This window comes from Stenotrophomonas sp. RG-453 (assembly GCF_033843685.1).
Taxonomy (GTDB): Bacteria; Pseudomonadota; Gammaproteobacteria; order Xanthomonadales; family Xanthomonadaceae; genus Stenotrophomonas; species Stenotrophomonas bentonitica_A.
In genome coordinates this window covers 98,285-119,888 of the sequence record NZ_JAMYED010000002.1, presented here as the reverse complement: position 1 = coordinate 119,888, position 21,604 = coordinate 98,285, and the positions used below count along the sequence as shown (strand labels likewise).

The 21,604-nt window shown below is 68.3% G+C and carries 16 protein-coding genes; 7 read left to right on the top strand and 9 right to left on the bottom strand.

Going from position 1 to position 21,604, the window contains the following annotated elements:
* Positions 1 to 37: 37 nt before the first annotated feature.
* The 4 genes from katG to NJD74_RS03095 all read right to left on the bottom strand — a co-directional run bounded on the left by katG (position 38) and on the right by NJD74_RS03095 (position 6,369).
* Positions 38 to 2,272, bottom strand: a complete 2,235-nt coding sequence (gene katG / locus NJD74_RS03110) for a catalase/peroxidase HPI (protein WP_319623643.1) — start codon at positions 2,270 to 2,272, stop codon at positions 38 to 40.
* Positions 2,273 to 2,476: 204 nt separating this feature from the next.
* On the bottom strand, positions 2,477 to 3,088 hold the full coding sequence (locus tag NJD74_RS03105) for a DUF937 domain-containing protein (RefSeq protein WP_102789047.1): 612 nt from the start codon (positions 3,086 to 3,088) through the stop codon (positions 2,477 to 2,479).
* 157 nt (positions 3,089 to 3,245) lie between these two features.
* Positions 3,246 to 5,801: a DNA mismatch repair protein MutS gene (gene mutS, locus NJD74_RS03100; protein ID WP_070426887.1), complete on the bottom strand. Its 2,556-nt coding sequence runs from the start codon at positions 5,799 to 5,801 to the stop codon at positions 3,246 to 3,248.
* A gap of 172 nt (positions 5,802 to 5,973) precedes the next feature.
* Complete coding sequence (locus NJD74_RS03095) at positions 5,974 to 6,369, bottom strand: barstar family protein (RefSeq protein ID WP_319623642.1); 396 nt, start codon at positions 6,367 to 6,369, stop codon at positions 5,974 to 5,976.
* Positions 6,370 to 6,759: 390 nt separating this feature from the next.
* Between NJD74_RS03095 and NJD74_RS03090 the strand changes: the two genes are divergently transcribed.
* Positions 6,760 to 7,122, top strand: a complete 363-nt coding sequence (locus NJD74_RS03090) for a glycine zipper 2TM domain-containing protein (protein WP_019184476.1) — start codon at positions 6,760 to 6,762, stop codon at positions 7,120 to 7,122.
* 150 nt (positions 7,123 to 7,272) lie between these two features.
* Here the strand turns inward: NJD74_RS03090 and fabR are convergent, their stop codons facing one another.
* Entirely contained in the window at positions 7,273 to 7,935 is a 663-nt protein-coding gene (gene fabR, locus NJD74_RS03085; RefSeq protein WP_026069985.1) for an HTH-type transcriptional repressor FabR, read from the bottom strand.
* 93 nt (positions 7,936 to 8,028) lie between these two features.
* Here fabR and NJD74_RS03080 point away from each other — a divergent pair, with 93 nt between their 5' ends.
* The gene (locus NJD74_RS03080) at positions 8,029 to 9,102 is read left to right on the top strand and encodes a ferredoxin reductase (protein WP_319623641.1); all 1,074 of its coding nucleotides are present in this window, start codon (positions 8,029 to 8,031) and stop codon (positions 9,100 to 9,102) included.
* Between the two features lie 2 nt (positions 9,103 to 9,104).
* Entirely contained in the window at positions 9,105 to 10,238 is a 1,134-nt protein-coding gene (locus NJD74_RS03075; protein ID WP_070473362.1) for an acyl-CoA desaturase, read from the top strand.
* 6 nt (positions 10,239 to 10,244) lie between these two features.
* On the opposite strand, the gene NJD74_RS03070 is transcribed toward NJD74_RS03075, so the two are convergent.
* The 3 genes from NJD74_RS03070 to NJD74_RS03060 all read right to left on the bottom strand — a co-directional run bounded on the left by NJD74_RS03070 (position 10,245) and on the right by NJD74_RS03060 (position 14,420).
* Complete coding sequence (locus NJD74_RS03070) at positions 10,245 to 12,419, bottom strand: TonB-dependent receptor (protein WP_319623640.1); 2,175 nt, start codon at positions 12,417 to 12,419, stop codon at positions 10,245 to 10,247.
* 115 nt (positions 12,420 to 12,534) lie between these two features.
* Entirely contained in the window at positions 12,535 to 14,037 is a 1,503-nt protein-coding gene (locus NJD74_RS03065; RefSeq protein ID WP_319623639.1) for a M23/M56 family metallopeptidase, read from the bottom strand.
* On the bottom strand, positions 14,034 to 14,420 hold the full coding sequence (locus tag NJD74_RS03060; RefSeq protein WP_070473360.1) for a BlaI/MecI/CopY family transcriptional regulator: 387 nt from the start codon (positions 14,418 to 14,420) through the stop codon (positions 14,034 to 14,036). Before NJD74_RS03060 ends, NJD74_RS03065 begins: the two co-directional genes overlap by 4 nt.
* A 221-nt stretch (positions 14,421 to 14,641) precedes the next feature.
* Between NJD74_RS03060 and NJD74_RS03055 the strand changes: the two genes are divergently transcribed.
* The 4 genes from NJD74_RS03055 (at position 14,642) to NJD74_RS03040 (ending at position 20,362) form a co-directional block, all read left to right on the top strand.
* Positions 14,642 to 16,615 carry an oleate hydratase gene (locus NJD74_RS03055; protein ID WP_319623638.1) on the top strand — a complete coding sequence of 658 codons (1,974 nt, stop codon included), beginning with the start codon at positions 14,642 to 14,644 and terminating at the stop codon, positions 16,613 to 16,615.
* A gap of 112 nt (positions 16,616 to 16,727) precedes the next feature.
* On the top strand, positions 16,728 to 17,330 hold the full coding sequence (locus NJD74_RS03050) for an ECF-type sigma factor (protein ID WP_102789156.1): 603 nt from the start codon (positions 16,728 to 16,730) through the stop codon (positions 17,328 to 17,330).
* Entirely contained in the window at positions 17,327 to 20,017 is a 2,691-nt protein-coding gene (locus NJD74_RS03045; protein ID WP_319623637.1) for a serine/threonine-protein kinase, read from the top strand. Before NJD74_RS03050 ends, NJD74_RS03045 begins: the two co-directional genes overlap by 4 nt.
* A gap of 69 nt (positions 20,018 to 20,086) precedes the next feature.
* On the top strand, positions 20,087 to 20,362 hold the full coding sequence (locus tag NJD74_RS03040) for a hypothetical protein (protein WP_046272084.1): 276 nt from the start codon (positions 20,087 to 20,089) through the stop codon (positions 20,360 to 20,362).
* 32 nt (positions 20,363 to 20,394) lie between these two features.
* Here the strand turns inward: NJD74_RS03040 and NJD74_RS03035 are convergent, their stop codons facing one another.
* A complete protein-coding gene (locus tag NJD74_RS03035) occupies positions 20,395 to 21,528 on the bottom strand; it encodes a metallophosphoesterase (protein WP_319623636.1) in 1,134 nt (377 codons plus the stop codon).
* Positions 21,529 to 21,604: the final 76 nt, after the last annotated feature.

Here is a 21,604-nt window from a genome sequence, read left to right as displayed (position 1 = left end):
AGTGGGCCCGGTCTTCGTGTGTGCCTGCGACGGCGGATCAGCGCAGGTCGTAGCGGTCCAGCTCCATCACCCGCGCCCAGGCAGCGACGAAGTCGCGAACGAACTTCTTCTCGCCGTCCGCGCTGGCATAGACCTCGGCCAGTGCACGCAACACCGAGTTCGAGCCGAACACCAGGTCCACGCGGCTGCCGCTCCAGCGCTGCGCGCCGGTGCTGCGGTCGCGGCCGCTGTAGCCATCGCCGTTGGCCACCCACTGCGTGCGCATGTCGAGCAGGTTGACGAAGAAGTCGTTGCTCAACGTGCCGACGCGATCGGTGAACACGCCGTCCTGGCTGCCGCCGACGTTGGTGCCGATCACGCGCAGGCCACCGACCAGTGCGGTCATTTCCGGGGCGGTCAGCGTGAGCAGCTGTGCGCGGTCGATCAGCATCGCCTCGGCAGGCACGGCGTAACGGCCCTTGACGTAGTTGCGGAACCCATCGGCGTACGGTTCCAGCACCGAGAACGAGTCCACATCGGTCTGCGCCTGGCTGGCATCGGTGCGGCCCGGGTTGAACGGCACGCTCACCTCATGGCCACCGGCCTTGGCCGCCTGCTCGACGCCGACATTGCCGGCCAGCACGATCAGGTCGGCCAGCGACACCTGAGCACCGCCATCGCCCTTGAAGCCGCTCTGGATCTTCTCCAGCGCGGCCAGCACCTTGCCCAGCTGCTGCGGCTGGTTGACCGCCCAGTCCTTCTGCGGGGCCAGGCGCACGCGCGCACCATTGGCGCCACCGCGTTTGTCCGAACCGCGGAAGGTGGACGCCGACGCCCACGCGGTGGAGACCAGCTCACCTACGCTCAGCCCGGCCGCAGCAATCTGCTGTTTCAGCGAGGCGATGTCCTGCGCGCTGATCGTGGCCTGGGGGGCTGCCGGCACCGGGTCCTGCCAGACGAATTCTTCGGCCGGAATCTCCGGCCCCAGGTAGCGTGCGCGCGGGCCCATGTCGCGATGGGTCAACTTGAACCACGCACGGGCGAAGGCATCGGCAAAGGCCTGCGGGTCGGCCAGGAAGCGACGCGAGATCTTTTCGTACGCCGGGTCCACCCGCAGCGACAGGTCGGTGGTGAGCATGGTCGGGCGATGCTTCTTCGACGGATCGTGCGCATCGGGAATGATCGCCTCGCTGTCCTTGGCTACCCACTGGTGCGCACCGGCCGGGCTCTTGGTCAGCTCCCACTCGTGGCCGAACAGGATCTCGAAGAAGTCGTGGCTCCACTGCGCCGGCGTGCGCGTCCAGGTCACTTCCAGGCCACTGGTGATGGTGTCGCCGCCCTTGCCGGTGCCGAATCGGTTGGCCCAGCCCAGGCCCTGGCTTTCCAGCCCGGCCGCTTCTGGTTCGACGTCGACATTGTCGGCCGGGCCGGCGCCGTGGGTCTTGCCGAAGCTGTGGCCACCGGCGATCAGGGCGACGGTTTCCTCGTCGTCCATGGCCATGCGGCCGAAGGTATCGCGGATGTCGAATGCTGCCTTGAGCGGATCGGGGTTGCCGTCCGGGCCTTCCGGATTGACGTAGATCAGGCCCATCTGCACGGCGGCCAGCGGGTTCTCGAGATCGCGTGAGTGGATGTCGCCGTCCGCGTCGTCATCGGAGACCAGCACACCGTGGTCTTCCTGCACGCCTTCAGAGCCGTGCGCATACCGCACGTCGCCGCCCAGCCAGGTGGTTTCACGGCCCCAGTACACGTCCTGGTCCGGTTCCCAGGTATCGGGGCGGCCGCCGGCGAAGCCCAACGTCTTGAAGCCCATCGATTCCAGTGCGACGTTGCCGGTCAGCACCAGCAGGTCGGCCCAGGAGATTGCCTGGCCATACTTCTGCTTGATCGGCCACAGCAGGCGGCGGGCCTTGTCCAGGCTGACATTGTCCGGCCAGCTGTTGAGCGGTGCGAAGCGCTGCTGGCCGCGGCCGGCGCCACCCCGGCCATCGCCGATGCGGTAGGTGCCGGCGCTGTGCCAGGCCATGCGCACGAACAGGCCGCCGTAATGGCCGAAGTCGGCCGGCCACCAGTCCTGCGAGTCGGTCATCAAGGCCTTGAGGTCGGCCTTGAGCGCGGCGTAATCCAGGCCCTTGAAGGCCTCGGCGTAATCGAAGGTGTCATCCAGCGGATGCGAGCGGCTCGAGTGCTGGTTGAGCAGATCCACCCGCAGCTGCTTGGGCCACCAGTCCCGGTTGGTGGTGGCATCGCCGACGAGGGCGTGGTTGAACGGACACTTGGCTTCGCTTTTCATGGGTATCTACCTGTGGACTGGCGAACGTGGAGACCACCGGCGCGGGGGAGGCGATGGCGACGTCGGGTAACGTGGCACCTGCACGTGCGGCGCGTGGGGCGGCGCGATGTGAAGGCATACGTCCACGTTAGGCACTGCCGTTCATTCAGTAAATTCGAATGAATCAACCGATGTGATAGGCGCAGGCTATTTCGCGTCTCGCCCTCAGCGCTTGCCGAACAGCCCGCCACCGAGCGTGAGCAGATCGCCGACGCCCAGCTGGCCGTCGCCGTCCTGGTCCAGCACGGAGGTCAGCAGGCCACCGCTGTTGGCGCTCTGCGCTTCCTGGCCGAGGGCCTGGCTGAGCTGACCCGGGCTGGCGTTGCCGCCGCTGGCGAAGCGCTGGGCCAGATAGGACATAACGATGGGGGCGAGGATGGCGAGCAGCTGGCTGGTCTTGCTGCTGTCCAGCCCGGTGGCCTGACTCAGGCCTTGGGTGGCGCGGTCGGTATTGCCACCGAAGACGTGGCCAAGGATGCCGGCGCCGTTGGTCGCATTGCCGCCGCCACCGCCGAGCACGCTGCCTAGCAGCCCGCCCAGATCGAAGCCGCCGCCGCTGGCCGGCGCGTGGTCGCGCTGCAGGGCGCCGAGCAGGGCCTGCGCGCCTTGGGGTTCCTGGGCATTGCGGCCCATCGCGCCCAGCAAGAGGGGCAGCGCCGCCCCGATGGCGCCACTGGCCTGGTTCTGATCGATGCCCAACTGCTGGGATACCTGCTGCAGGCCTTGGCCCTGCTGCAGTTGCTGGAACAGGGACGCGGCAAGCGATTCGGTATTCACGGCGGACTCCAGGGCAGGGATGGGGACCGCCCGAGCATAGCGCCGCGTTCACTACGGGAATGCGAAGAATTCACGCGGGCCCGCGCGCGCACCCGACCAACGGTCGGGTGCTACCGGCTCTGCGGGGAGCCGGCCAGCGGCCGGCACTACCGGATCGTCAGAGCAGTGTCTTCAACCGGTACAGCGCTTCCAGTGCCTGCTTCGGGGTCAGCTCGTCAGGATCGATCGCGGCCAGCGCGTCCTGGGCAGCGGTGTTGGGCGCGTTGAACAGCCCGAACTGCTGCGGTGCATCCAGCGCCTGCGCGGCCACCACGGCGGACTGCGTCTCATGGCTGCGCTGCTCCAGCTCGGCCAAGCGACGTCGCGCCTGGGCGACGGTCGATTTCGGCAGGCCAGCCAGTGCGGCCACCTGCAGGCCGAAGCTGCGGTTGGCCGGGCCATCCTTCACGGCGTGCATGAACACCAGCGCGTCGCCGTGCTCCACCGCATCCAGGTGCACGTTGGCGATGCCGCTGGCGCCGCCTTGGTGCTGTTCGTCGGCCAGGGCGGTCAGTTCGAAATAGTGCGTGGCGAACAGCGTGTAGCAGCGGTTCTGGTAAGCCAGATGGCGTGCGACCGCATCAGCCAGCGCCAGGCCGTCGTACGTGGACGTGCCGCGGCCGATCTCGTCCATCAGCACCAGCGACTGTGCGCTGGCGTGGTGCAGGATGTAGCTGGTCTCGGCCATCTCGACCATGAAGGTCGATTGCCCACGGGCCAGATCGTCGCCGGCGCCGATACGGGTCAGGATGCGGTCGATCGGGCCGATCACCGCGCGGCTGGCCGGCACGAAGCTGCCGATGTGGGCCAGCAGCACGATCAGTGCGTTCTGGCGCATGTAGGTGGATTTACCGCCCATGTTCGGGCCGGTGATCACCAGCATGCGGCGGTCCGGATGCAGGTCCAGGTCGTTCGGTTCAAACGGCTGCTCCCGCACCGCCTCGACCACCGGGTGACGCCCGCGCTCGATCTTCAGGCAGGGCGCGGTCTCCAGTTCCGGGCGCGCCCAGTCCAGCGCCTGCGCACGCTCGGCGAAACCGGCCAGCACGTCCAGTTCGCTCAATGCCGCAGCGCACTGCTTGAGCGGCTCCAGCCCGCTGGCGAGGATGTCCAGCAACTGCTCGTACAGGAACTTCTCGCGGCTCAGCGAGCGCTCGCGCGCGGACAGCACCTTGTCCTCGAAGGACTTCAGTTCTTCGGTGATGTAGCGCTCGGCATTGGTCAGCGTCTGGCGGCGCGTGTAATGCACCGGTGCCTTCTCCGACTGGCCCTTGCTGATTTCGATGTAGTAGCCGTGCACGCGGTTGTAGCCGACCTTGAGCGTGGCGATGCCGCTACTGATGCGCTCGCGCTGTTCCAGGTCGATCAGGAACTGGTCCGCATGCGTGGAGAGGCGGCGCAGCTCATCGAGCTCGGCGTCGTACCCTTCGGCGATGACACCGCCGTCGCTGAGCTTCAGCGGCGGGGTCGGGGCGATCGCGCTGGCCAGCAGGTGCGCGCATTCGTCATGCGAGCCCAGCGCATCGTGCAGGGCGATCAGGCGCGGCGAGTCCAGCGGGGCGAGCACCGCGCGCACGTCCGGCAGCAGGCCCAGGCCATCACGCAACGTGGAGAAATCGCGCGGGCGCGCCGAGCGCAGGGCCACCCGGGTAAGAATGCGTTCCAGATCGCCCAGGGCGCGGAAGGCATCGCGTACGTCGCTGTCGGCACCGCGGTCGATCAGCGTGGCGACCGCATCGTGGCGATGCACCAGCACCTCGCGCAGGCGCAACGGGCGGTGCAGCCAGCGCCGCAGCAGGCGACCGCCCATCGGCGTCACGGTGGTGTCGAGCACACCGAGCAGGGTGTTGCGGGTATCGCCATCCACGCGCGTGTCCAGTTCCAGATGGCGGCGCGTGGCCGCGTTCATGGCGATGGCTTCGCTGGCGGTTTCGGTGGCGATCGCAGTCAGGTGCGGCAGGCGCTGTTTCTGGGTTTCTTCGACATAGCCGAGCAGGGCACCGGCGGCAGCGGTGGCGCGCGGCTTGTCGTCGATGCCGAACCCGGTCAGGTCGTGCAGCTTGAAGAAATTCAGCAGCTGGCGGCGGCCGCTGTCGGCATCGAACAACCAGGGCGCACGGCGCCGGATGCCGCTGCGGTACTGCAGGAAGGCCGGCCAGTTTTCTTCATCGGGCACCAGCAGCTCGGCCGGTTCCAAACGCGCGAGCTCGGCTTCCAGCGCATCGTCCGAATCGACTTCGTTGACCAGGAAGCGGCCGCCGGCCAGATCGGCCCAGGCCAAGCCGTAGCCGTGCTTGCCGCGCGACAGCGCCATCAGTAGCGTATCGCGGCGCTCGTCCAGCAGCGCTTCATCGGTCACGGTGCCGGGGGTGACGATGCGCACCACCTTGCGCTCGACCAGGCCCTTGGCCAGCGCCGGGTCGCCGATCTGCTCGCAGATCGCCACCGACTCGCCCAGGGCGACCAGACGCGCCAGATAGCCTTCGTAGGCGTGGACCGGGACGCCGGCCATCGGGATCGGCGCGCCGCCGGAGCTGCCGCGCTGGGTCAGGGTGATGTCCAGCAGCCGCGCCGCCTTGCGGGCGTCGTCGTAGAACAGCTCATAGAAGTCGCCCATCCGGAAGAAGAGCAGCAGGTCCGGGTAATCGGACTTGGCGGCGAAGAACTGCTTCATCAGCGGGGTGTGTTCGGGCTGCTTCTCTGTCACGCGGGGTCCATCACAGTCGGGGGCAGCCCGGAAGGCCGCCTGGTCGGCCATTGTAGGGGAGGGGGCAGGCAGGGCGAAGCGCGCCCGGCGCAAGCGGCCTGGGCAGCGGCATCAACGCCCGTGCGTAACGCGCAGCCGGTCAGTCCGTGCGCAGCTGCAAGGTGGGATGGGCGGCGAATACCTCCATGATGATGTCGAAATAGGTCTGGCCGACGCCGCGTTCCAGCGCGTCCAGCTGGGTGGCGATTCCCGCGGCATTGAACATGCCGGGGCGCGCCTGTTTTTCCTGCAGCCAGGCACGGGTGGCCGCCACCCCGAGCGCGGCGCGGCTGTGTGCGATGTGCGTCCAGTGCACGGTGGCGGATGCGTGCCCGGCCAGTGCGCCATAACCGCCGTAGAGCAGGTCATCCAGCGCATCCAGGCTGGGGCCAAGTTCCCAGTCCTCGTTGGCCATGAACACGCGGTTGATCTCGGCGTAGAAGCCGGCGATGTCGTCGATGGCGCTTCCGTCCAGCACCAGGGTGGGTCCGGTCATGCCCGGGTCCGTGCGTGCAGGGGCCGCGTGCACCGGGCGATGGTTGTCGAGGGCAGGGCGGTGTCATGCATCGGCAGCAGTCCTCATGATGCGTTGGGTGGGTGATCGTCCGGGACGCGACATCGTCGGTCACCCTGGCGGGTTCCAGTGATCGATTGTGTGCGCAACAGGGTGAGGCACGGCGCTTTGCCATCCAATGAATGCCCGGGTATCCACTTCGGCGTCCCGTTCGATGCGTCAGACGACCTGCACACGGCGGCAAGCTCCGTCGGATGGATGGCTGCGGCCTGAACGCCCCCACGTGCCTTGACGCAGTGTCGACGCGAATTCACCCGGGCTTGCCGCAGGCAGGCAGACACTCGGCCCATGTTCCATAAACAGGGATCGACCATGAAGACGAGCATCCGCGTGTTGTGCCTGGGCAGTTTGCTGGCGGTGTCGGCAGTGGCTGGCGCGCAGACGTACGGCCCCAAGGACGAAGGACGCCGCTTCAACGACGGCAGCAAGGTCGTCTGCCACAACGTCGAGGTCCAGCGTAATTCCAAGGATCCCAATCGCATCACCGGCACGGCGACAGGTGCGGTGGTCGGTGGTCTGCTTGGCAACCAGGTGGGCGGCGGCAACGGCAAGAAGCTGGCCACCGTTGCCGGTGCCGTGGCAGGCGGCGCGGCCGGGCGCCAGATCCAGGGCAACCAGCAGTCCAAGAACGGTGACCGCGTGGTCGAGCGTCGCTGTGAGCGTCAGTACCGTTGATCGATCGCTGTTGCGGCAGCCTTGGCTGTCGCGCCCGTGGTGATGAAATCAGATGGCGGCCTCCGGGCCGCCATTTTCATGGGCCGTGATACGGCGCAGCGCTGAATGCCTTGGTTCGCACGCAGCCGAGCTGGCCGTTCAAGGGCGTGATCACCGCAGCGGCGGACTGCCTGCCAGTGTGCGCGCGCCGGTGATGATCATCCGCAGCATCTGGGTCAGCTGCTCGATCAGTTCCGGATCTTTCTCCGGCGGCAGGTCAACCGCCGTAGCGCCCATCGCAAACACCAGCCGGGTGATCGCCTTGGAGGCCAGCGCCGGTTCGTGCAGGCGCGCGCCGTCGGCGGCGGCCAGGCGGATCAGATCCACCCGCAACTCGTCTTCGAAGTAGTTCAGTTCGCGGTCGACCGCGTGCTTGAACGCATCCGAACCCGCGGTGCCCTCGCGCAGCAGCACGTGCAGCAGCCGATCATCGGCGCGCAGCTGTTCCATGAAGGTCTCCACCGAGAGGCGGATCACGCTGCGGTCGGAGGAGGCTGCCCGCTGGCGGGCCTCGCCGATGATCGTGCGCAGCGAGCGCCCGGCCAGGTCGATCAGGGCCACGGTCAACTCGTCCATGTCGCGGAACTGGCGGTAGAACGAGTTCGGGGCGATCCCGGCTTCACGCGCGACCTCGCGCAGGCTCAGCGTGGAGACGCTGCGGTGCGGCCCGATCAGGGCCAACGCGGCGGCCAGCAGATCCTCGCGCGAGATCGAGGCTTTGCGCGCGGGATGGGCGTCGTCGGAGGCGGGCAGGGGCAGGTCTGGGGAGGTCATCAGGGGCAGCGCGGTCAAGTCCCTGAATCATAGCCCGTCCCGGCAATATACAACTGTATACACAGTCGTATGCTCGGCCGTATAGTGCACAGCATGAGCACCGTCCCGCGCATTGCCGCCCGCCGTCACGCCGCCAGCCCCCGCCGCTGGGTCTCCGAGGAGCTGTTCGACTTCTGGGGCACCCGCCTGCATCCGCTGTGGACCTTGCGCCGCCCGCTGGCCCGGCTGGTGTCGCGCACGGCCGAGAGCGCGGATGCGGTGACCCTGGTGCTCACGCCCAACCGCCATTTCCGCGGCCTGCTGCCGGGCCAGCACGTGACCCTCGGCGTGGAGGTCGACGGGCGCCGCCTGTCGCGCAGCTACAGCCCGACCGTGTTGGCCGATGGGCGGCTGGCAATTACCGTCAAGGCGATTGCCGGCGGCGCGGTCAGCCAGCATCTGGCCGGTGCCGCGGCGATCGGTGAGGTGTTCGAACTCGGCCAGGCGTTTGGTGAGATGACCTTGCCGACGCCTTCCAGCGAACGCCTGCTGCTGTTGGCCGCCGGCAGCGGCATCACCCCGATGCGCGCGCTGCTGCGCCAGCTTGATGGCGCCGGGATGCCCGGCCAGGTGGACCTGGTGTACTGGGCACGCCGCCGCGAGGAACTGTGTTTTGCCGATGAGCTGGCCGCGCTCGCGGCACGCCATCCGTCGTTCACGCTGCACATCGCGTTGACCCGCGATCCGGCGTCGCCCGCTTCGCGTGTCGATGCGTTCGCGTTCGACGCACTGGGCGATCTGAGCAGCGCCCGTGCGCTGGTATGCGGCCCGGGTGGCTTCGTCGATGCAGCGCAGACGCGCCTGCTGGGCCAGGTCGCCTCGCTGCAGTCCGAAGCGTTTACCCCGCCGGTCCTGCCCGAGGCCGAGAGCGGCACGGTGCAGGTCGAACTGCGCCGGAGCGGGCGCACGCTCTCCTTGCCGCGCGGCACCTCGCTGCTGCAGGCGCTGGAAGCCGAAGGGCTGCGCCCGGCCAGTGGCTGCCGGATGGGCATCTGCAATACCTGCGTCTGCGGCAAGGTGTCCGGCGTTACCCGCCACACCCTCACCGGTGAACACGCGGCCGAACCGGCGACGCAAGTGAAGCTGTGCGTGAACAGCGCCAGCACCGACCTGATCCTGGAGCTGTGACCATGTCTTCCGTGCATAACCGCGCGCTGTCCCCGGCCGAACTGCAGGCCTTCGGCGATGAACTCGATGCCCTGCGCGCGCGCCATCTGGCCACGCTGGGTGCGCGCGATGCGCGCTATATCCGCCGCGTCGTGGCGGCGGTGCGCTGGACCGGCGTGGCGGGCCGCGCGCTGCTGTTCCTGGGGGCGTTCGTACACAGCGTGCTGATTCCGGCGTGGATCGCCGGCGTGGTGATGCTGGCGCTGTCCAAGATCCTGGAAAACATGGAGCTGGCGCACAACGTCATCCATGGCCAGTACGACTGGATGGGCGATCCGCAGCTGCAGGGCAGCACCTATGAGTGGGACATCGTCGGCACCGCCGACAACTGGCGCAAGACCCACAACTTCCGCCACCACACCTATACCAACGTGCGCGGGCTGGACGACGATATCGGCTACGGCCTGCTGCGGATCTTCCCCGAGCAGCGCTGGCGCCCGTTCTACCTGATGCAGCCGGTGGTGGCGGTGGTGTTCGCGCTGCTGTTCGAATGGGGCATCGCGATACAGGACCTGCGCCTGGGTCGCGTGTTCGCCGGCAAGATGACGCTGCGTCAGCTGGGCGCGCAGTTCCGTCCAGTCGGCCGCAAGATGGGCAAGCAGATGTTCAAGGACTACCTGCTGTTCCCGGCGCTGGCCGGGCCGTTCTTCCTGCCGGTGCTGCTGGGCAATGTGGCCGCCAACCTGATCCGCAACGTGTGGACCTACGTGATCATCTTCTGCGGCCACTTCACCGCCGACGCGGAGACCTTCCCGAAGGAATGCGTGCGCGATGAAAGTCGCGGCCACTGGTACCTGCGCCAGCTGCGCGGCTCGTCCAACCTGACCGGCGGCAAGCTGATGAATGTCATGTCGGGCAACCTCAGCCACCAGATCGAGCATCACTTCTACCCGGACATCCCGGCGAACCGCTATGCCGCGATCGCCGTGGAAGTGAAGGACATCTGCGCGCGCTACGGCCAGCACTACAACACCGGTTCGCTGCCGCGGCAGTTCGGCCAGGTGATGTGGCGGATCGTGCGCCATGCCTTCCCGAGCAAGCCCGGCCGCGCACGGGCACTGCCGGCGGTGGGTGAGGCCAGCCGACAGCCCGGCTGAGCCGGGCTAGAGCGGCAGTTCCAGCTGAAGGCGCAGCAGCGGGGATGCCCTGCGCTGGCGCCGCAGCTGCTCGGTACCGTCTTCGCTGACCCGCTCCTGCCCCGTGTGCAGCGCCCCGTGCAGCGCGTTGTTGAGGCTCAGCCGCAGCTTGCTGCCTGCGCGCAGCGACCACAGCGAGTACAGGTCCAACTCGCGCCCGTACGCACTGATCTCGAACTGGCCGGGGCTGACCTGCACCGTGCCGCCGGTGCGGTAGGTGTAACTGCCGCCGACCGTCCAGCCGGTGCGGATCTCGTAGTCCGCGCCCAGGGTGCCGCTGAAGCGCACCTGCTCATCAAGACGGTTGTCCGGACCGGGCACATCATCCACGCGCGAATCGTTGGCGGTCGCATTGAAACGCACCGCCACGGCCGGCGCGCCTGCGATCAACTGCGGCAGACGGAATGCCGTATCCATCTCCAGCCCCCAGGTCATCGCAGTGCCGCCGTTGACCGGCGTGGCCACCCAACGACCGTCCTGCAGATGTGTTTCGGTGCGGATCACCTCACTGATCCGGCGCGCATAACCGCCGATGCTGAGCTGCGCGCCCTCCTTGCCGTAGGTTTCGTAGGACAGGTCCACGCCGGTCGCCAGTTCGGGCCGCAGCGCCGGGTTGCCGCGTTCGTCGGGGTTGAGCGGGCGGTTGTTGGTCGAGGTGTACGGGCGCGGGATCAGCGAGGCCAGCGTAGGCGAGCGATAGGTGCGGGTCAGCGCGACGCGCAGCTGGTCGCCCCGGGTGCCGGGCATTTTCCAGAGTGACTGCAACACCGGTGAGAGCACCTGGTCACGGCGCTGGATGCCGCTGAAGCTGCTGCCGTCACTGCGGGTATCGATCTGTTCCCAGCGTGCGCCGGCATAGAGGGACCAGCGCTCGCTCAGTGAGATGTCATCCTGCACGTACAGCGCCAGGCGACGGATGCGCGCGTCGAAAGCCAGATCGCTGATCGCCACCACGTCGCCCTCGTGGACAGGCAACAGCTGCTGCACGCGTGCTTCATCGCGGCGATCCTCGCTGCCCTCCCAGCCGAGCTGCAGTGCATGCCGCCCGCGGGCGGGCAGCGTGTACTTGCCACTGCTGTTCAGATCGCCCACGGTCAACCGCGCGTCGGTGTGGTCCTCCAGGTTCTGCCGCCCATCCGCGGCCTGGCCCTGTTCCCGATAGGTGTAGCGCTCGCGGTTGCCGCCCAGGCGCAGTTTGGTGGTGAACGTGCCGCCCCGTTCGAACGCCCGCGTCCACGTCATGCTGCCATTGGCCTGCGCCACGTCGATGCGCGTGCGTTGTTGATAGCGGGTGGTCTGCAGTGGGGCGCCGAGCGTGGTGGCCCAGTCGATGTCGGTGATGCGGTTGAACCGGCTCGCATCGGCGAAGCCCTGCAGCGCGAAGGTGTCCCCGTTCTCCAGCGTCGCTTCAAGGCTGGGCGCCAGTGAAAGCACATCGCGGTTTCCGCTGGCGCGCAGGGAGGTGTCACGCAGGGTGGTCGGTATTCCCTGCCGATTCCATGCACGCTCGGTACCGGTTTCCTCGACCAGGAACTCGCGGCGCGATGCGGTCGCCGTGATCGCGCTGCTGCGGTGGTCGGCGCGCCGGTTGCGCTGCCAGCTGACCGAGGGCGTGTTCCGGCCGTTGCTGTTGCCCCAGGCCACCGACAGCTGCCCGCTGTCCTTTCGTGCGCCTGCGGCCAGCACGATGTTGATCGAGCCGGCGATCGCTTCGGCGCGCTGGTCGGCGGTGGGTGCGCGGATGATCTCCACGCGCTCGACCATCTCCGGCGTGAGCGAGTCCAGGTCGAACCCGGCGGGCGCTTTCTGGCCGTTGAGCAGGATCTGGGTATAGCCCGCACCCAACCCCCGCAGTGACAGCGTGCCGCTGCGGCCGGGCGCACCCGTGCCGACGGTAATGCCGGGCAGGCGCTTGAGCGCATCCACCAGGCCGATGTCGCCGTACTGGCGCAGCGCTTCAGCGCCGACCACGATCCGGGTGGCGGTGTCCTCGCGGCGTGCGTCGTACACGGTGCCCTGCACCTGCACGGTCTCCAGTTCGGTGGGCGGCGGCGCCTGCGGTGCGGGCAGTGACTGTGCAGCGCTGGAGAAGGCGGCACACAGCGGGGTCAGGGCAAGTACGGTGCGGAACGTCGGTGACATGGGGCGGTCCGTGCAGGAGGGCAGGGGGCATTTCGCGGGGCAACACGCGCCCCTCCTGTGGCCAGGAAAACGAAATGCAGCGGAGGGGCGGACGTGTGGGGGAGCGGTCAGCCGGTCATGGCAGATGCGCCTGCGGGTCGACGCGCTCGCCGTTGCGGAGCATTTCCAGGTGCAGGTGCGGACCGGTCACGCGTCCGGTGCTGCCGACGCGGGCGATCTGCTCGCCGGCCTGCACCTGCTGCCCGACCACGACATCGGTGCCCTGCAGGTGCGCATACAGCGTCTGCCAGCCTTGGCCGTGATCGATCACCACCACCGTGCCGTACTGGGGACCGTCCGGGTAGGCAGTCGTGGCCGCGACGACGCGCCCGTCGGCGGGGGCCAGCACGGGCGTGCCGGAGCGTGCACCGAAATCGGTGCCGCGGTGCGGCCGCTGCCGGATGCTGCCGGTGTCGCCGAAGTGACCGGTGACCCGCGGTGTCTCCAGCGGCGCCTGGAAACGCATCTCGCTGGAACGCTGGCGCACCGGTGGCAATGGCAGGGGCAGTACGGCATGCGTCATCGAGGCCGCAGGCGGCGCATTGCCGGCGGCAGGATCCGGCAGCGGCCGCGCCGTACTCGCCTGCATCACCATCAGCAGACTCCCGACCAGCAGCGCGCTGCCCAGCAGCATCACGCGCCGTGATCGTGCCAGCGGCCGCGCGGCATCGCCATGCAGCATGTGGCGGATGCGGATTTCATGGCCGGCCAGATCGCGGTGGGTCAGTGCCTGGGCAGGCGTGTGGGCGGCGGCGGACAGGCGCAGCGTGCGCACATAGGCGGTGGCGAACTCGCGCCCGCCCTGGGCATCGTCTGCGAGTGCCCGCGCATCGCAGCGCAGTTCTGCCGCCAGCTGCACGCGTGCGGTGAGGCGGGGCAGGAACGGGTTGAACCACAGCAGGGCGTTGATCATCGCCATCAGACCCGCGCGCTGCGGATCGCGGCGCACCAGGTGCGCTGCTTCATGGCCGAGGATCAGGCTCAACGCACGGTCCTCCAGGTGTGCCAGGGCCGACCGGGGCAGCACGATCATCGGTCGTGGCCAGCGCACTGCGAACGGGCTCATTGGCATTGCGCTGACGCGACAGACAACGCCGGCCGACATCAGCCGCTGCGCGCAGGCACGGCTGCGCGGTCCCGGCCAGTCTGCGGGCGTGATCGGGGTCGTGGCGCGGCACAGCCGGGCCGTGGCCCGCATGCCGTAGGCCACGCGCAGCAAGGCGACGCCCAGGCCGGCGAAATACAGCGCCGCCAGCAGCATGGCGGTGGAAGGACGTATCCAGGGAGAGGTCGCCGCAACGCCGCCGGCGGTGCCGGCGTCTCCCAGGTCCAACGCGACCGGCAGCGGCATCGTCAGCACGGGCGGCAGCGCGACAAGCGGTGCGGGCACCCACAGCGCCACCAGCGTCGACAGCAGCACGGGCATCACCGCCAGCAACCACAGCCCCAGCCAGTAGCCATAGGCCGCGTGGGACAGGCCCAGGTGGCGGTGGAGGCGTTGGCCGGCAACCCAGGCCAGCCCGCCAGCGGCGAGGGCGCCCGCGGCCTGCACCGCCCAGAATCCCAGCGTCAGGCTCATGCCTGGTCGTCCTTGGCAGGTGCACGCAGCAGCGCGTCGAGCTGCTGCAGCTCCTGTTCGCTGAGCAGGCGGCTGTCGGCGAACGCCTGGGCCGGCAACGCGCCATCGATTTCCAGCACCCGGCGCGCGAAGTCGGTGCTGAGGGCGGCCAGCGTGGCGACCTTGCCGACCCGGGCGCGGTACATGTTCAACCCGTGCTCGACGGTTTCTTCGACCAGTCCCTTGTCGATCATCCGTTGCAGCGTCTTGCGCGTGGAGGAATAGGACCAGTCGAGCGCGGCCACGGCGCCGTTGTGAACTTCGCGCGCGCTGCAGGCGCCCTGGCGCCACAGTGCCTTGAGCAGTTCGAGCTCGGCGTTGGAGGGGGTTGGCAGCGCGGACATGGGAATCCCGGTTTGGCGGAGTGTCGCAAGTGTGCGACATATGTCGCACGGAATGCAACCGCGAGGGCATTGATGCGGATCAATGCCGTCACAGGTGGGGTGCGTACCATCGTGGTGTGCAGCGCGGTGCCAGGAGGGGCCGCGAGCGGTAGGGAAGCCGTGCTGCCGGGCGCCGGGTCATCCGGTGCCTCCCGTGGGTCCATCGAATAAGGAGTGGAGATATGGCTGCCGAGGAAAAGAACGTGCACACCGCGACGGTGATCGACAAGGAGCCCGACGCAACGGGTGGCTACTGGTCCAACCGGCCGGAGAACACGCTGCCGCCGCCGGACATGATGGGCGCCTACATGCGCAACCGCCCGGTGGCACCGGAGGGCGTGGCGACACGCAAGGCGTGGATCATCGGCACCGGCATCGCCGGCCTGGCCGCCGCGTTCTACCTCATCCGCGATGGCGGCATGCCCGCAGGCAACATCACCCTGATCGACAGCCTGGACATCGAAGGCGGCTCGCTCGATGGCGCCGGCGACCCCGAGCAGGGTTATCTCGTTCGCGGCGGGCGCGAAATGAACTGGAACTACGACAACTTCTGGGATCTGTTCCAGGATGTGCCGGCGCTGGAGCTGCCCGCCGGCTACAGCGTACTCGACGAGTACCGGGCGGTGAACGACAACGACCCGAACTACTCCAAGGCCCGGCTGATGCACCAGCAGGGGAAGATCCAGGATTTCTCCACGTTCGGGCTGAGCAAGCCGCAGCAGTGGGAACTGGTCAAGCTCATGCTCAAGCGCAAGGAAGATCTCGACGATGTGACCATCGAAGACTACTTCAGCGACGGCTTCCTGCAGAGCAATTTCTGGTTCTTCTGGCGCTCGATGTTCGCCTTCGAGAACTGGCAGAGTCTGCTGGAGATGAAGCTCTACATGCACCGGTTCCTGGATGCCATCGACGGATTGAACGACATGTCCGCGCTGGTGTTCCCGAAGTACAACCAGTACGAAAGCTTCGTCAAACCGCTGGTGAAGATGCTGCGCGAGCAGGGTGTGCAGGTCACCTTCGGCACCCGGGTATACGACCTGGAGATGCGCGTGGAGGGGGAGACGCGTACCGTCACCGGCCTGCGCTGCCGCGTGAACGGCAACGACACCCTGTTGCCGGTTGCGCAGGGCGATCTGGTGTTCGCGCTGACCGGCTCGATGACCGAGGGCACCGCCTACGGCGACATGGAGACGGTGCCGGTGCTGAAGCGCCCCCGCGAAACACCCGGGCAGGACAGTGACTGGGCGCTGTGGCACAACCTCGCCGCGCAGTCGCCGATCTTCGGCAAGCCGGCGAAATTCCATGGCGATATCGACCGCTCGATGTGGGAGTCGGCCACGCTGACCTGCCGGCCCTCGCCGCTGGTGGACAAGATCAAGGCGCTCTCGGTCAACGACCCATACTCGGGCAGGACCGTGACCGGCGGTGTGATCACCTTCACCGACTCCAACTGGGTGCTGAGCTTCACCGTGAACCGGCAGCCGCACTTCGTCGATCAGCCCAGGGACGTGCTGGTGGTGTGGGTGTATGCGCTGCTGATGGACCAGAACGGCAACCACGTGGCCAAGCCGATGCCGGCCTGTACCGGCCGCGAGATCCTGGCCGAGCTGTGCTACCACCTGGGCATCGTCGACCAGCTTGACGAGATCGCTGCCAACACCAAGGTGCGCACCGCGCTGATGCCGTACATCACCGCGCAGTTCATGCCGCGCGCTGCCGGTGATCGCCCACACGTCGTGCCCAGGGGCTGCACCAACCTGGGCCTGCTCGGCCAGTTCGTGGAGACCCGCAACGATGTGGTGTTCACCATGGAAAGCTCGGTGCGTACCGCGCGGGTGGCGGTGTATACGCTGCTGGACCTGCCCAAGCAGGTGCCGGACCTGAGCCCGACCCAGTACGACATCCGCAACCTGGTCAAAGCCGCGCGTGCGCTCAACAACAACGAGCCCTTCCCCGGTGAGCGGCTGCTCCGGCGCGTGCTGGACAAGACCTACTTCGCGCACATCCTGCCGCCGCTGCCGGACACCGAACGCAGCCGTAGTGGTTTCGTCGAAGAGGAAGTGTCCTGGCTGGTCGGCAAGGGCAGCAGCGCGCTGAAGGATCTCTCCACGCGGCTGGAAACGCTGCGCGAGACTCTGTCCAAGCGCGGGAAGTAGGCCGGTTCCGGTGCCGCGGTGACCGGGCATCACCGCGGCCCCCTCTCCATGCGGAGGGGGATCGGCGATACTGCAGGCTGATCGCCTGCTGTGATGCACGGACCCGCCCCACATGCCTTTTGATGCGACACCGCCTGCGGCCGAACGCCAGGATGTCACCCGCCTGCTGCGCCGCTGGAGCGAGCAGCAGGACATCGCCGCCCGCGATCAGCTGCTTGCACTGCTGTATACGCAGCTGCGTGGCATGGCCGTGGCGCGCCTGGGCACGTCCCAGGATGGCGTGCTGCAGCCGACGGTGCTGGTGCACGAAGCACTGATGCGGATGATTGATGGCGAGGTCGGCTACCGCGACCGTGTCCACTTTCTTTCCCTGGCGGCCCTGAAGATGCGCAGCGTCCTGGTCGACCACGCGCGCGCGATGGCGGCCTCCAAACGCGGCGGTGGCGTGGTCAACCTGACCCTGTCCCATGTCGATCGGGAAGCCAGCACGGACCATGACGCCTTGGAGGTGTTGGCGCTCAATCGCGCGCTGGAAGCACTCGCCCGACTGGATGAACGTGCCGCCCGTACGGTGGAATGGATGTATTTCGGCGGGATGGGCCGCGAAGAGATCGCCCTGGCGCTGGATGTCTCGGTACCCACGGTCGATCGCGACCTGCGGTTCGCCAAGGCGTGGTTGAACCGCCACCTGGCCGGACCGGCCACGCGCGCATGAGTGAGGCCGGTCGCTGGCAGAGCGTGCGCGGGCTGTTCGACGCGGTCTGTGACCTGCCCGAGGCGCGTTGGCATCCGGCCCTGCATGAGCTCTGTGACGACCCGGCCACGATCGACGAAACCCTGCAACTGCTGCGTGCGCAGACGGCAGACCTGGGCGGTATCGAGCAGGCGCTGGCGGCGGTGATGGCCGCGATGGACGATCCGGCCGCACTGGTCGGGCAGCGGCTGGGGCCGTGGCGGTTGAGCCGCCTGCTCGCCGTTGGCGGGATGGGCGTGGTATTCGTGGCCGAGCGCGCCGATGCGCTGTACCGGCGCGAAGTGGCGATCAAGCTGATGCGCCGCACCTACGATCCGCTGTTGGCCACCCGGCTGGCCAGTGAAAGCCAGATCCTGGCCGATCTGCAGCATCCGCATATCGCCCGGCTCTACGACGTTGGCGTGGCCGAGGGCGGGCAGCCTTTTCTGGTGATGGAATACGTACCGGGCGAGCCGCTGGACCGGGCCTGCGGCACGCTGGACCTGGCCGCCCGCCTGCGGCTGTTCGTGCAGATCTGCCGCGCGGTGCAGGCCGCGCATTCGCAGTCGGTGGTGCATTGCGACCTCAAGCCCGGCAATGTGCTGGTGCGGGCCGACGGCCAGCCGGTGTTGCTGGATTTCGGCATCGCGCATCTGCTGGGTGACGCCGAAGATACCGCGCCATTCCTTACTCCGGCCTATGCCAGCCCCGAGTGGCTGGCGGGGCGCCCGGCCAGCGTGGTGGGCGATGTCTACAGTCTTGGCGTGATGCTGGAGCAGCTGCTGCAGCCCACGCCGCCACCGGTGCGCAGGGTGCCTGCCGACCTGCTGGCGGTGGCCACCAAGGCCCGTGCCACGGATCCGGCCGAACGTTATGCCTCCGCCGAAGCGCTGGCCGAGGATGTTGAACGGCATCTGGCCCATCGGCCGGTGCGTGCGCGGCGGCCAGGCCGCTGGCATCGCGCGCGCCTGCTGCTGCGGCGGCAATGGCGCGCCAGTGTGATCGTCGCGCTGGTGGCGGTGATGGTGCTGGCCTTCGTGCTGCGGCTGAGCGAGGCGCGCCACCAGGCCGAACAGAATGCGGCCGCCGCGGCAGGCATCGCCGATGTGCTGGTGGCCGCGTTCGACGCAGCCGATCCCGGCCTGCGCAACGGCACGCCGATGACCGCGCGCGAGGTTCTCGATCTGGGTGCACGCCGGCTCGCGCATGACCGTACCGTGTCGCCGGCGCTGCGCGCACGCATGCAGGCCGCGCTGGGGCGCGCCTACCAGAATCTTGGTCAACCCCTCGATGCGCAGACCCTGCTGCGCGACAGTGTCGATGGCCTGGTGCGCACCGGCGCCGCGCCGCACGAGATCGCCGACGCGCGCGCCAGCCTGGCTTTGCAGCTGCTCAGCGCGGGGCAGGAAAAGGAGGCGCTGGCCAGTGCCGGGCACGCACTGGCGCTGCTGGAGCAGGACGATGATCCGGTGGTACGACTGAAGGCCTTGAACGCCCGCGGCCTGGCCCAGGCGCGGCTGGAGCAGCCGACTGCCGCAGAGCAGTCCTTCCGCGCCGCACTGGCGTTGAGCCGGGGCGGCAACCGTGCACCGCTGCAGCGCGGCGCCCTGGCCACGATGGCCAACCTGGGCGATCTGTACCGCAGCCAGGGCGAGCTGGACAAGGCCGAAGCGATTCTGCGCCAGGCCATGGCCGAGGCATCCCGCGAACAGGGTGTGCAGGGGGCGGAGTACCAGCGGGTCCTCCGCGCGCTGTCCTCGACCCTGCTCAACCAGGGTCGTATCGATGAAGCGCTGGCACTGGCCGAGCGCGGCTTCGCGCTGACCCGGCAGATGTTCGGCGCAGGCAGCAGCTACACCGCCTCGGCGGAAGCCGCGCTGGCGGGCCAGTACCTGGACCTGGGCCGTTACCAGGCCGCAGATCAGCACTTCCGCAACAGCCTGCAGACCAGCGCCGCCGTCGATGGCGTGGACAGCCGCGCCTACGCGGTCAAGCAGTACGCGCATGGGCTGATGGAGGAAGCGCGCGGCGACTATGCGCGGGCCGAGCAGAACTACCGCGCCGCGCTGGCGCGCTATCGGGCGCTGCTCGGGCCCGGGCACGCCGACACACTCGACGTGGAGATGGTGCTGGCCCGGTTGCTGTTGCGCACCGATCGCACGGCCGAGGCGCAGGCACCGCTGCAGCAGGTGGCCGCCCTGTGGCGACGCGAGCTGCCGCCCGAGTCGCCCCAGCTGCTGGTACTGCGCCTGGTCGAGATCGAATGGCTGACCCGTGCCGGGCAACTGGCCGAGGCCGCCCGTGCCCTTGCCGCATTCGGCCAGGACCATCCCGGCCTGCCACCGTGGCTGCAACTGCGCCTGCAGATGCAGCAGGCGCTGCTGGCCCAGCGCCGTGGCGATCCTGCGGCGGTACCGCTGTCGGCGCAACTCGTCGAGACGTTCACCGGCTTCTACGGCGCCGATTCCACGGCCACCGCCAAATGGCGCATCCCGCTGGCCGAGGCCATGTACGCCAACGGCGATGCCGCCGGGGCCCGCGCCCAGATCGCCCGGGCCCGGCCGCACCTGCAGGAACTGGCGCCGACGTCGGAGTTCCTCGGCCGCATCACCGTGCTGGAACAACGCCTCGACGGCGGCCATGCGCAGGATCTGGCCGGGACGCGATAGGTTTGTGATGGTTTTCACGGTTTATCGATCAGGAGGCCGATTCCGGGCCTCGTTGATCGAAGGGAAGCCATGTCAGACCATCTCCATCCCGATGCCAGCCGCACTGCCGCGCCTCCGCCGGCAGCCCCGGCCGACGCCATGGACCTCCATGACGCCGAGCTGGACATCACGCAGGCACGCGGCCCGTTCCGTGCTTTCCGCAAGGCCTACGGCAAAGCGCGCGACTGGCATTGTTCGCGGGGGCGCGCCGCGGTGGTCGCGCTTCGCTTCGCCCTGACCGGCGACAGCGGCCGCTTCCGCAGCCACGGTGGCTGGATGGTCTCGCGCATCTACAAGCCGCGCTGACGCGGACGGGCTGACCGGCAGGCGAAGCCCGGTCAGTCGCTCTCGCCCATCCTGCCTTCGGCCAGCGGCACCCGCGAGCCATCGAGCAGGCCGCGGCTCAGCGCGCCGTTCTCGATGAACAGCAGTTCGCCGTTCTCACCGTTCTTGATGCTGCTGTCGATGGCGATGATGCGGTCGCCGTGGAAGCTGCTGACATGCGGCATCGAGGTGTGGCCGACCACGATGCGGGTGAGCTCGAGCTGTTTGAGCAGGGCCGCGACCTGGGCGGTGTCCATGCGGCCATCGAAGTAGCCGCGGTACCAGATCGGACTGGTCTTGCCATCGAACAGGCGAGCGGTGTCCGGTGCAGCCTTGACCTGCTCCTTCGGCAGACCGACCGCCGCCTGGTAGCCGGCATTGGTGGCCTCCATGGTGCGCACCAGGTCCAGATTCTCCGGGGCGATGCCGCCGTGCAGGAACAGGGTATCGCCGATGCGCAGCAGCACCGGGCGGGTACGCAGCCACTGGCCGATGGTCGAATCCGGCCCATACAGCGCGGGATAGGAACGGCCAAGCAGCTGCGCGCTCTTGAGGTACTTCGGATTGACATAGCGCAGGTCGTTGTAGAGCACCATCGTCTCGTGGTTGCCGAGCACGAAGTGCACCGCACCGCCGGCCGCTGCGGCCTGCTGCTGCAGGCTGTACAGCAGCCAGAACGCCTCGGTGACCTGCGGGCCGCGATCGAAGACATCCCCGGCCACCACCAGCGTGGCATCACCCAGCGACCAGCGGTCGTCGTTGTCGATCACGTGATGGGCCCGCAGCAGTTTCACCAGCAGGCCGTACTGGCCATGGATATCCGACAGCGCGACGATCCGCGGCGTGGCCGGGAAGCGCGCGACCTCCGCCGTGCGCGGTGGCAGCACGCTCAGCGGGTGCGGATAGCCGCATTCGGGCGCGACCATCGTGGCCTGTTCGCCCGCCGGCAGCTCGCGGCGGATCACATGGTCCTTGCATACCCAGGCTGCCTCCAGCCCCGTGGCGGTACGGAACACATAGGGACCATCGGCATCGACGTGCTCGGCTGGCGCCGCCACCTCGCGTGCGGTGGCCAGCATCGGTGTGATCAGCAGCGCCGACTGGAGCAGCAGCAGAGCAGGGCGGGTCAGGGCGCGGCGGATCGACATCGGGAGGTTCCTGTAGCGGACGGCAGTATCGCGATGCTACGCCGCACCGGGCACGCCAGGCATGCGCCATTGGTCA

Excerpts from the sequence above, each read along its gene's own strand:
- katG (WP_319623643.1), bottom strand. The coding sequence starts at position 2,272 with ATGAAAAGCGAAGCCAAGTGTCCGTTCAACCACGCCCTCGTCGGCGAT.
- mutS (WP_070426887.1), bottom strand. The coding sequence starts at position 5,801 with ATGAAGCAGTTCTTCGCCGCCAAGTCCGATTACCCGGACCTGCTGCTC.
- NJD74_RS03095 (WP_319623642.1), bottom strand. The coding sequence starts at position 6,369 with ATGACCGGACCCACCCTGGTGCTGGACGGAAGCGCCATCGACGACATC.
- NJD74_RS03090 (WP_019184476.1), top strand. The coding sequence starts at position 6,760 with ATGAAGACGAGCATCCGCGTGTTGTGCCTGGGCAGTTTGCTGGCGGTG.
- fabR (WP_026069985.1), bottom strand. The coding sequence starts at position 7,935 with ATGACCTCCCCAGACCTGCCCCTGCCCGCCTCCGACGACGCCCATCCC.
- NJD74_RS03080 (WP_319623641.1), top strand. The coding sequence starts at position 8,029 with ATGAGCACCGTCCCGCGCATTGCCGCCCGCCGTCACGCCGCCAGCCCC.
- NJD74_RS03075 (WP_070473362.1), top strand. The coding sequence starts at position 9,105 with ATGTCTTCCGTGCATAACCGCGCGCTGTCCCCGGCCGAACTGCAGGCC.
- NJD74_RS03070 (WP_319623640.1), bottom strand. The coding sequence starts at position 12,419 with ATGTCACCGACGTTCCGCACCGTACTTGCCCTGACCCCGCTGTGTGCC.
- NJD74_RS03065 (WP_319623639.1), bottom strand. The coding sequence starts at position 14,037 with ATGAGCCTGACGCTGGGATTCTGGGCGGTGCAGGCCGCGGGCGCCCTC.
- NJD74_RS03060 (WP_070473360.1), bottom strand. The coding sequence starts at position 14,420 with ATGTCCGCGCTGCCAACCCCCTCCAACGCCGAGCTCGAACTGCTCAAG.
- NJD74_RS03055 (WP_319623638.1), top strand. The coding sequence starts at position 14,642 with ATGGCTGCCGAGGAAAAGAACGTGCACACCGCGACGGTGATCGACAAG.
- NJD74_RS03050 (WP_102789156.1), top strand. The coding sequence starts at position 16,728 with ATGCCTTTTGATGCGACACCGCCTGCGGCCGAACGCCAGGATGTCACC.
- NJD74_RS03045 (WP_319623637.1), top strand. The coding sequence starts at position 17,327 with ATGAGTGAGGCCGGTCGCTGGCAGAGCGTGCGCGGGCTGTTCGACGCG.
- NJD74_RS03040 (WP_046272084.1), top strand. The coding sequence starts at position 20,087 with ATGTCAGACCATCTCCATCCCGATGCCAGCCGCACTGCCGCGCCTCCG.
- NJD74_RS03035 (WP_319623636.1), bottom strand. The coding sequence starts at position 21,528 with ATGTCGATCCGCCGCGCCCTGACCCGCCCTGCTCTGCTGCTGCTCCAG.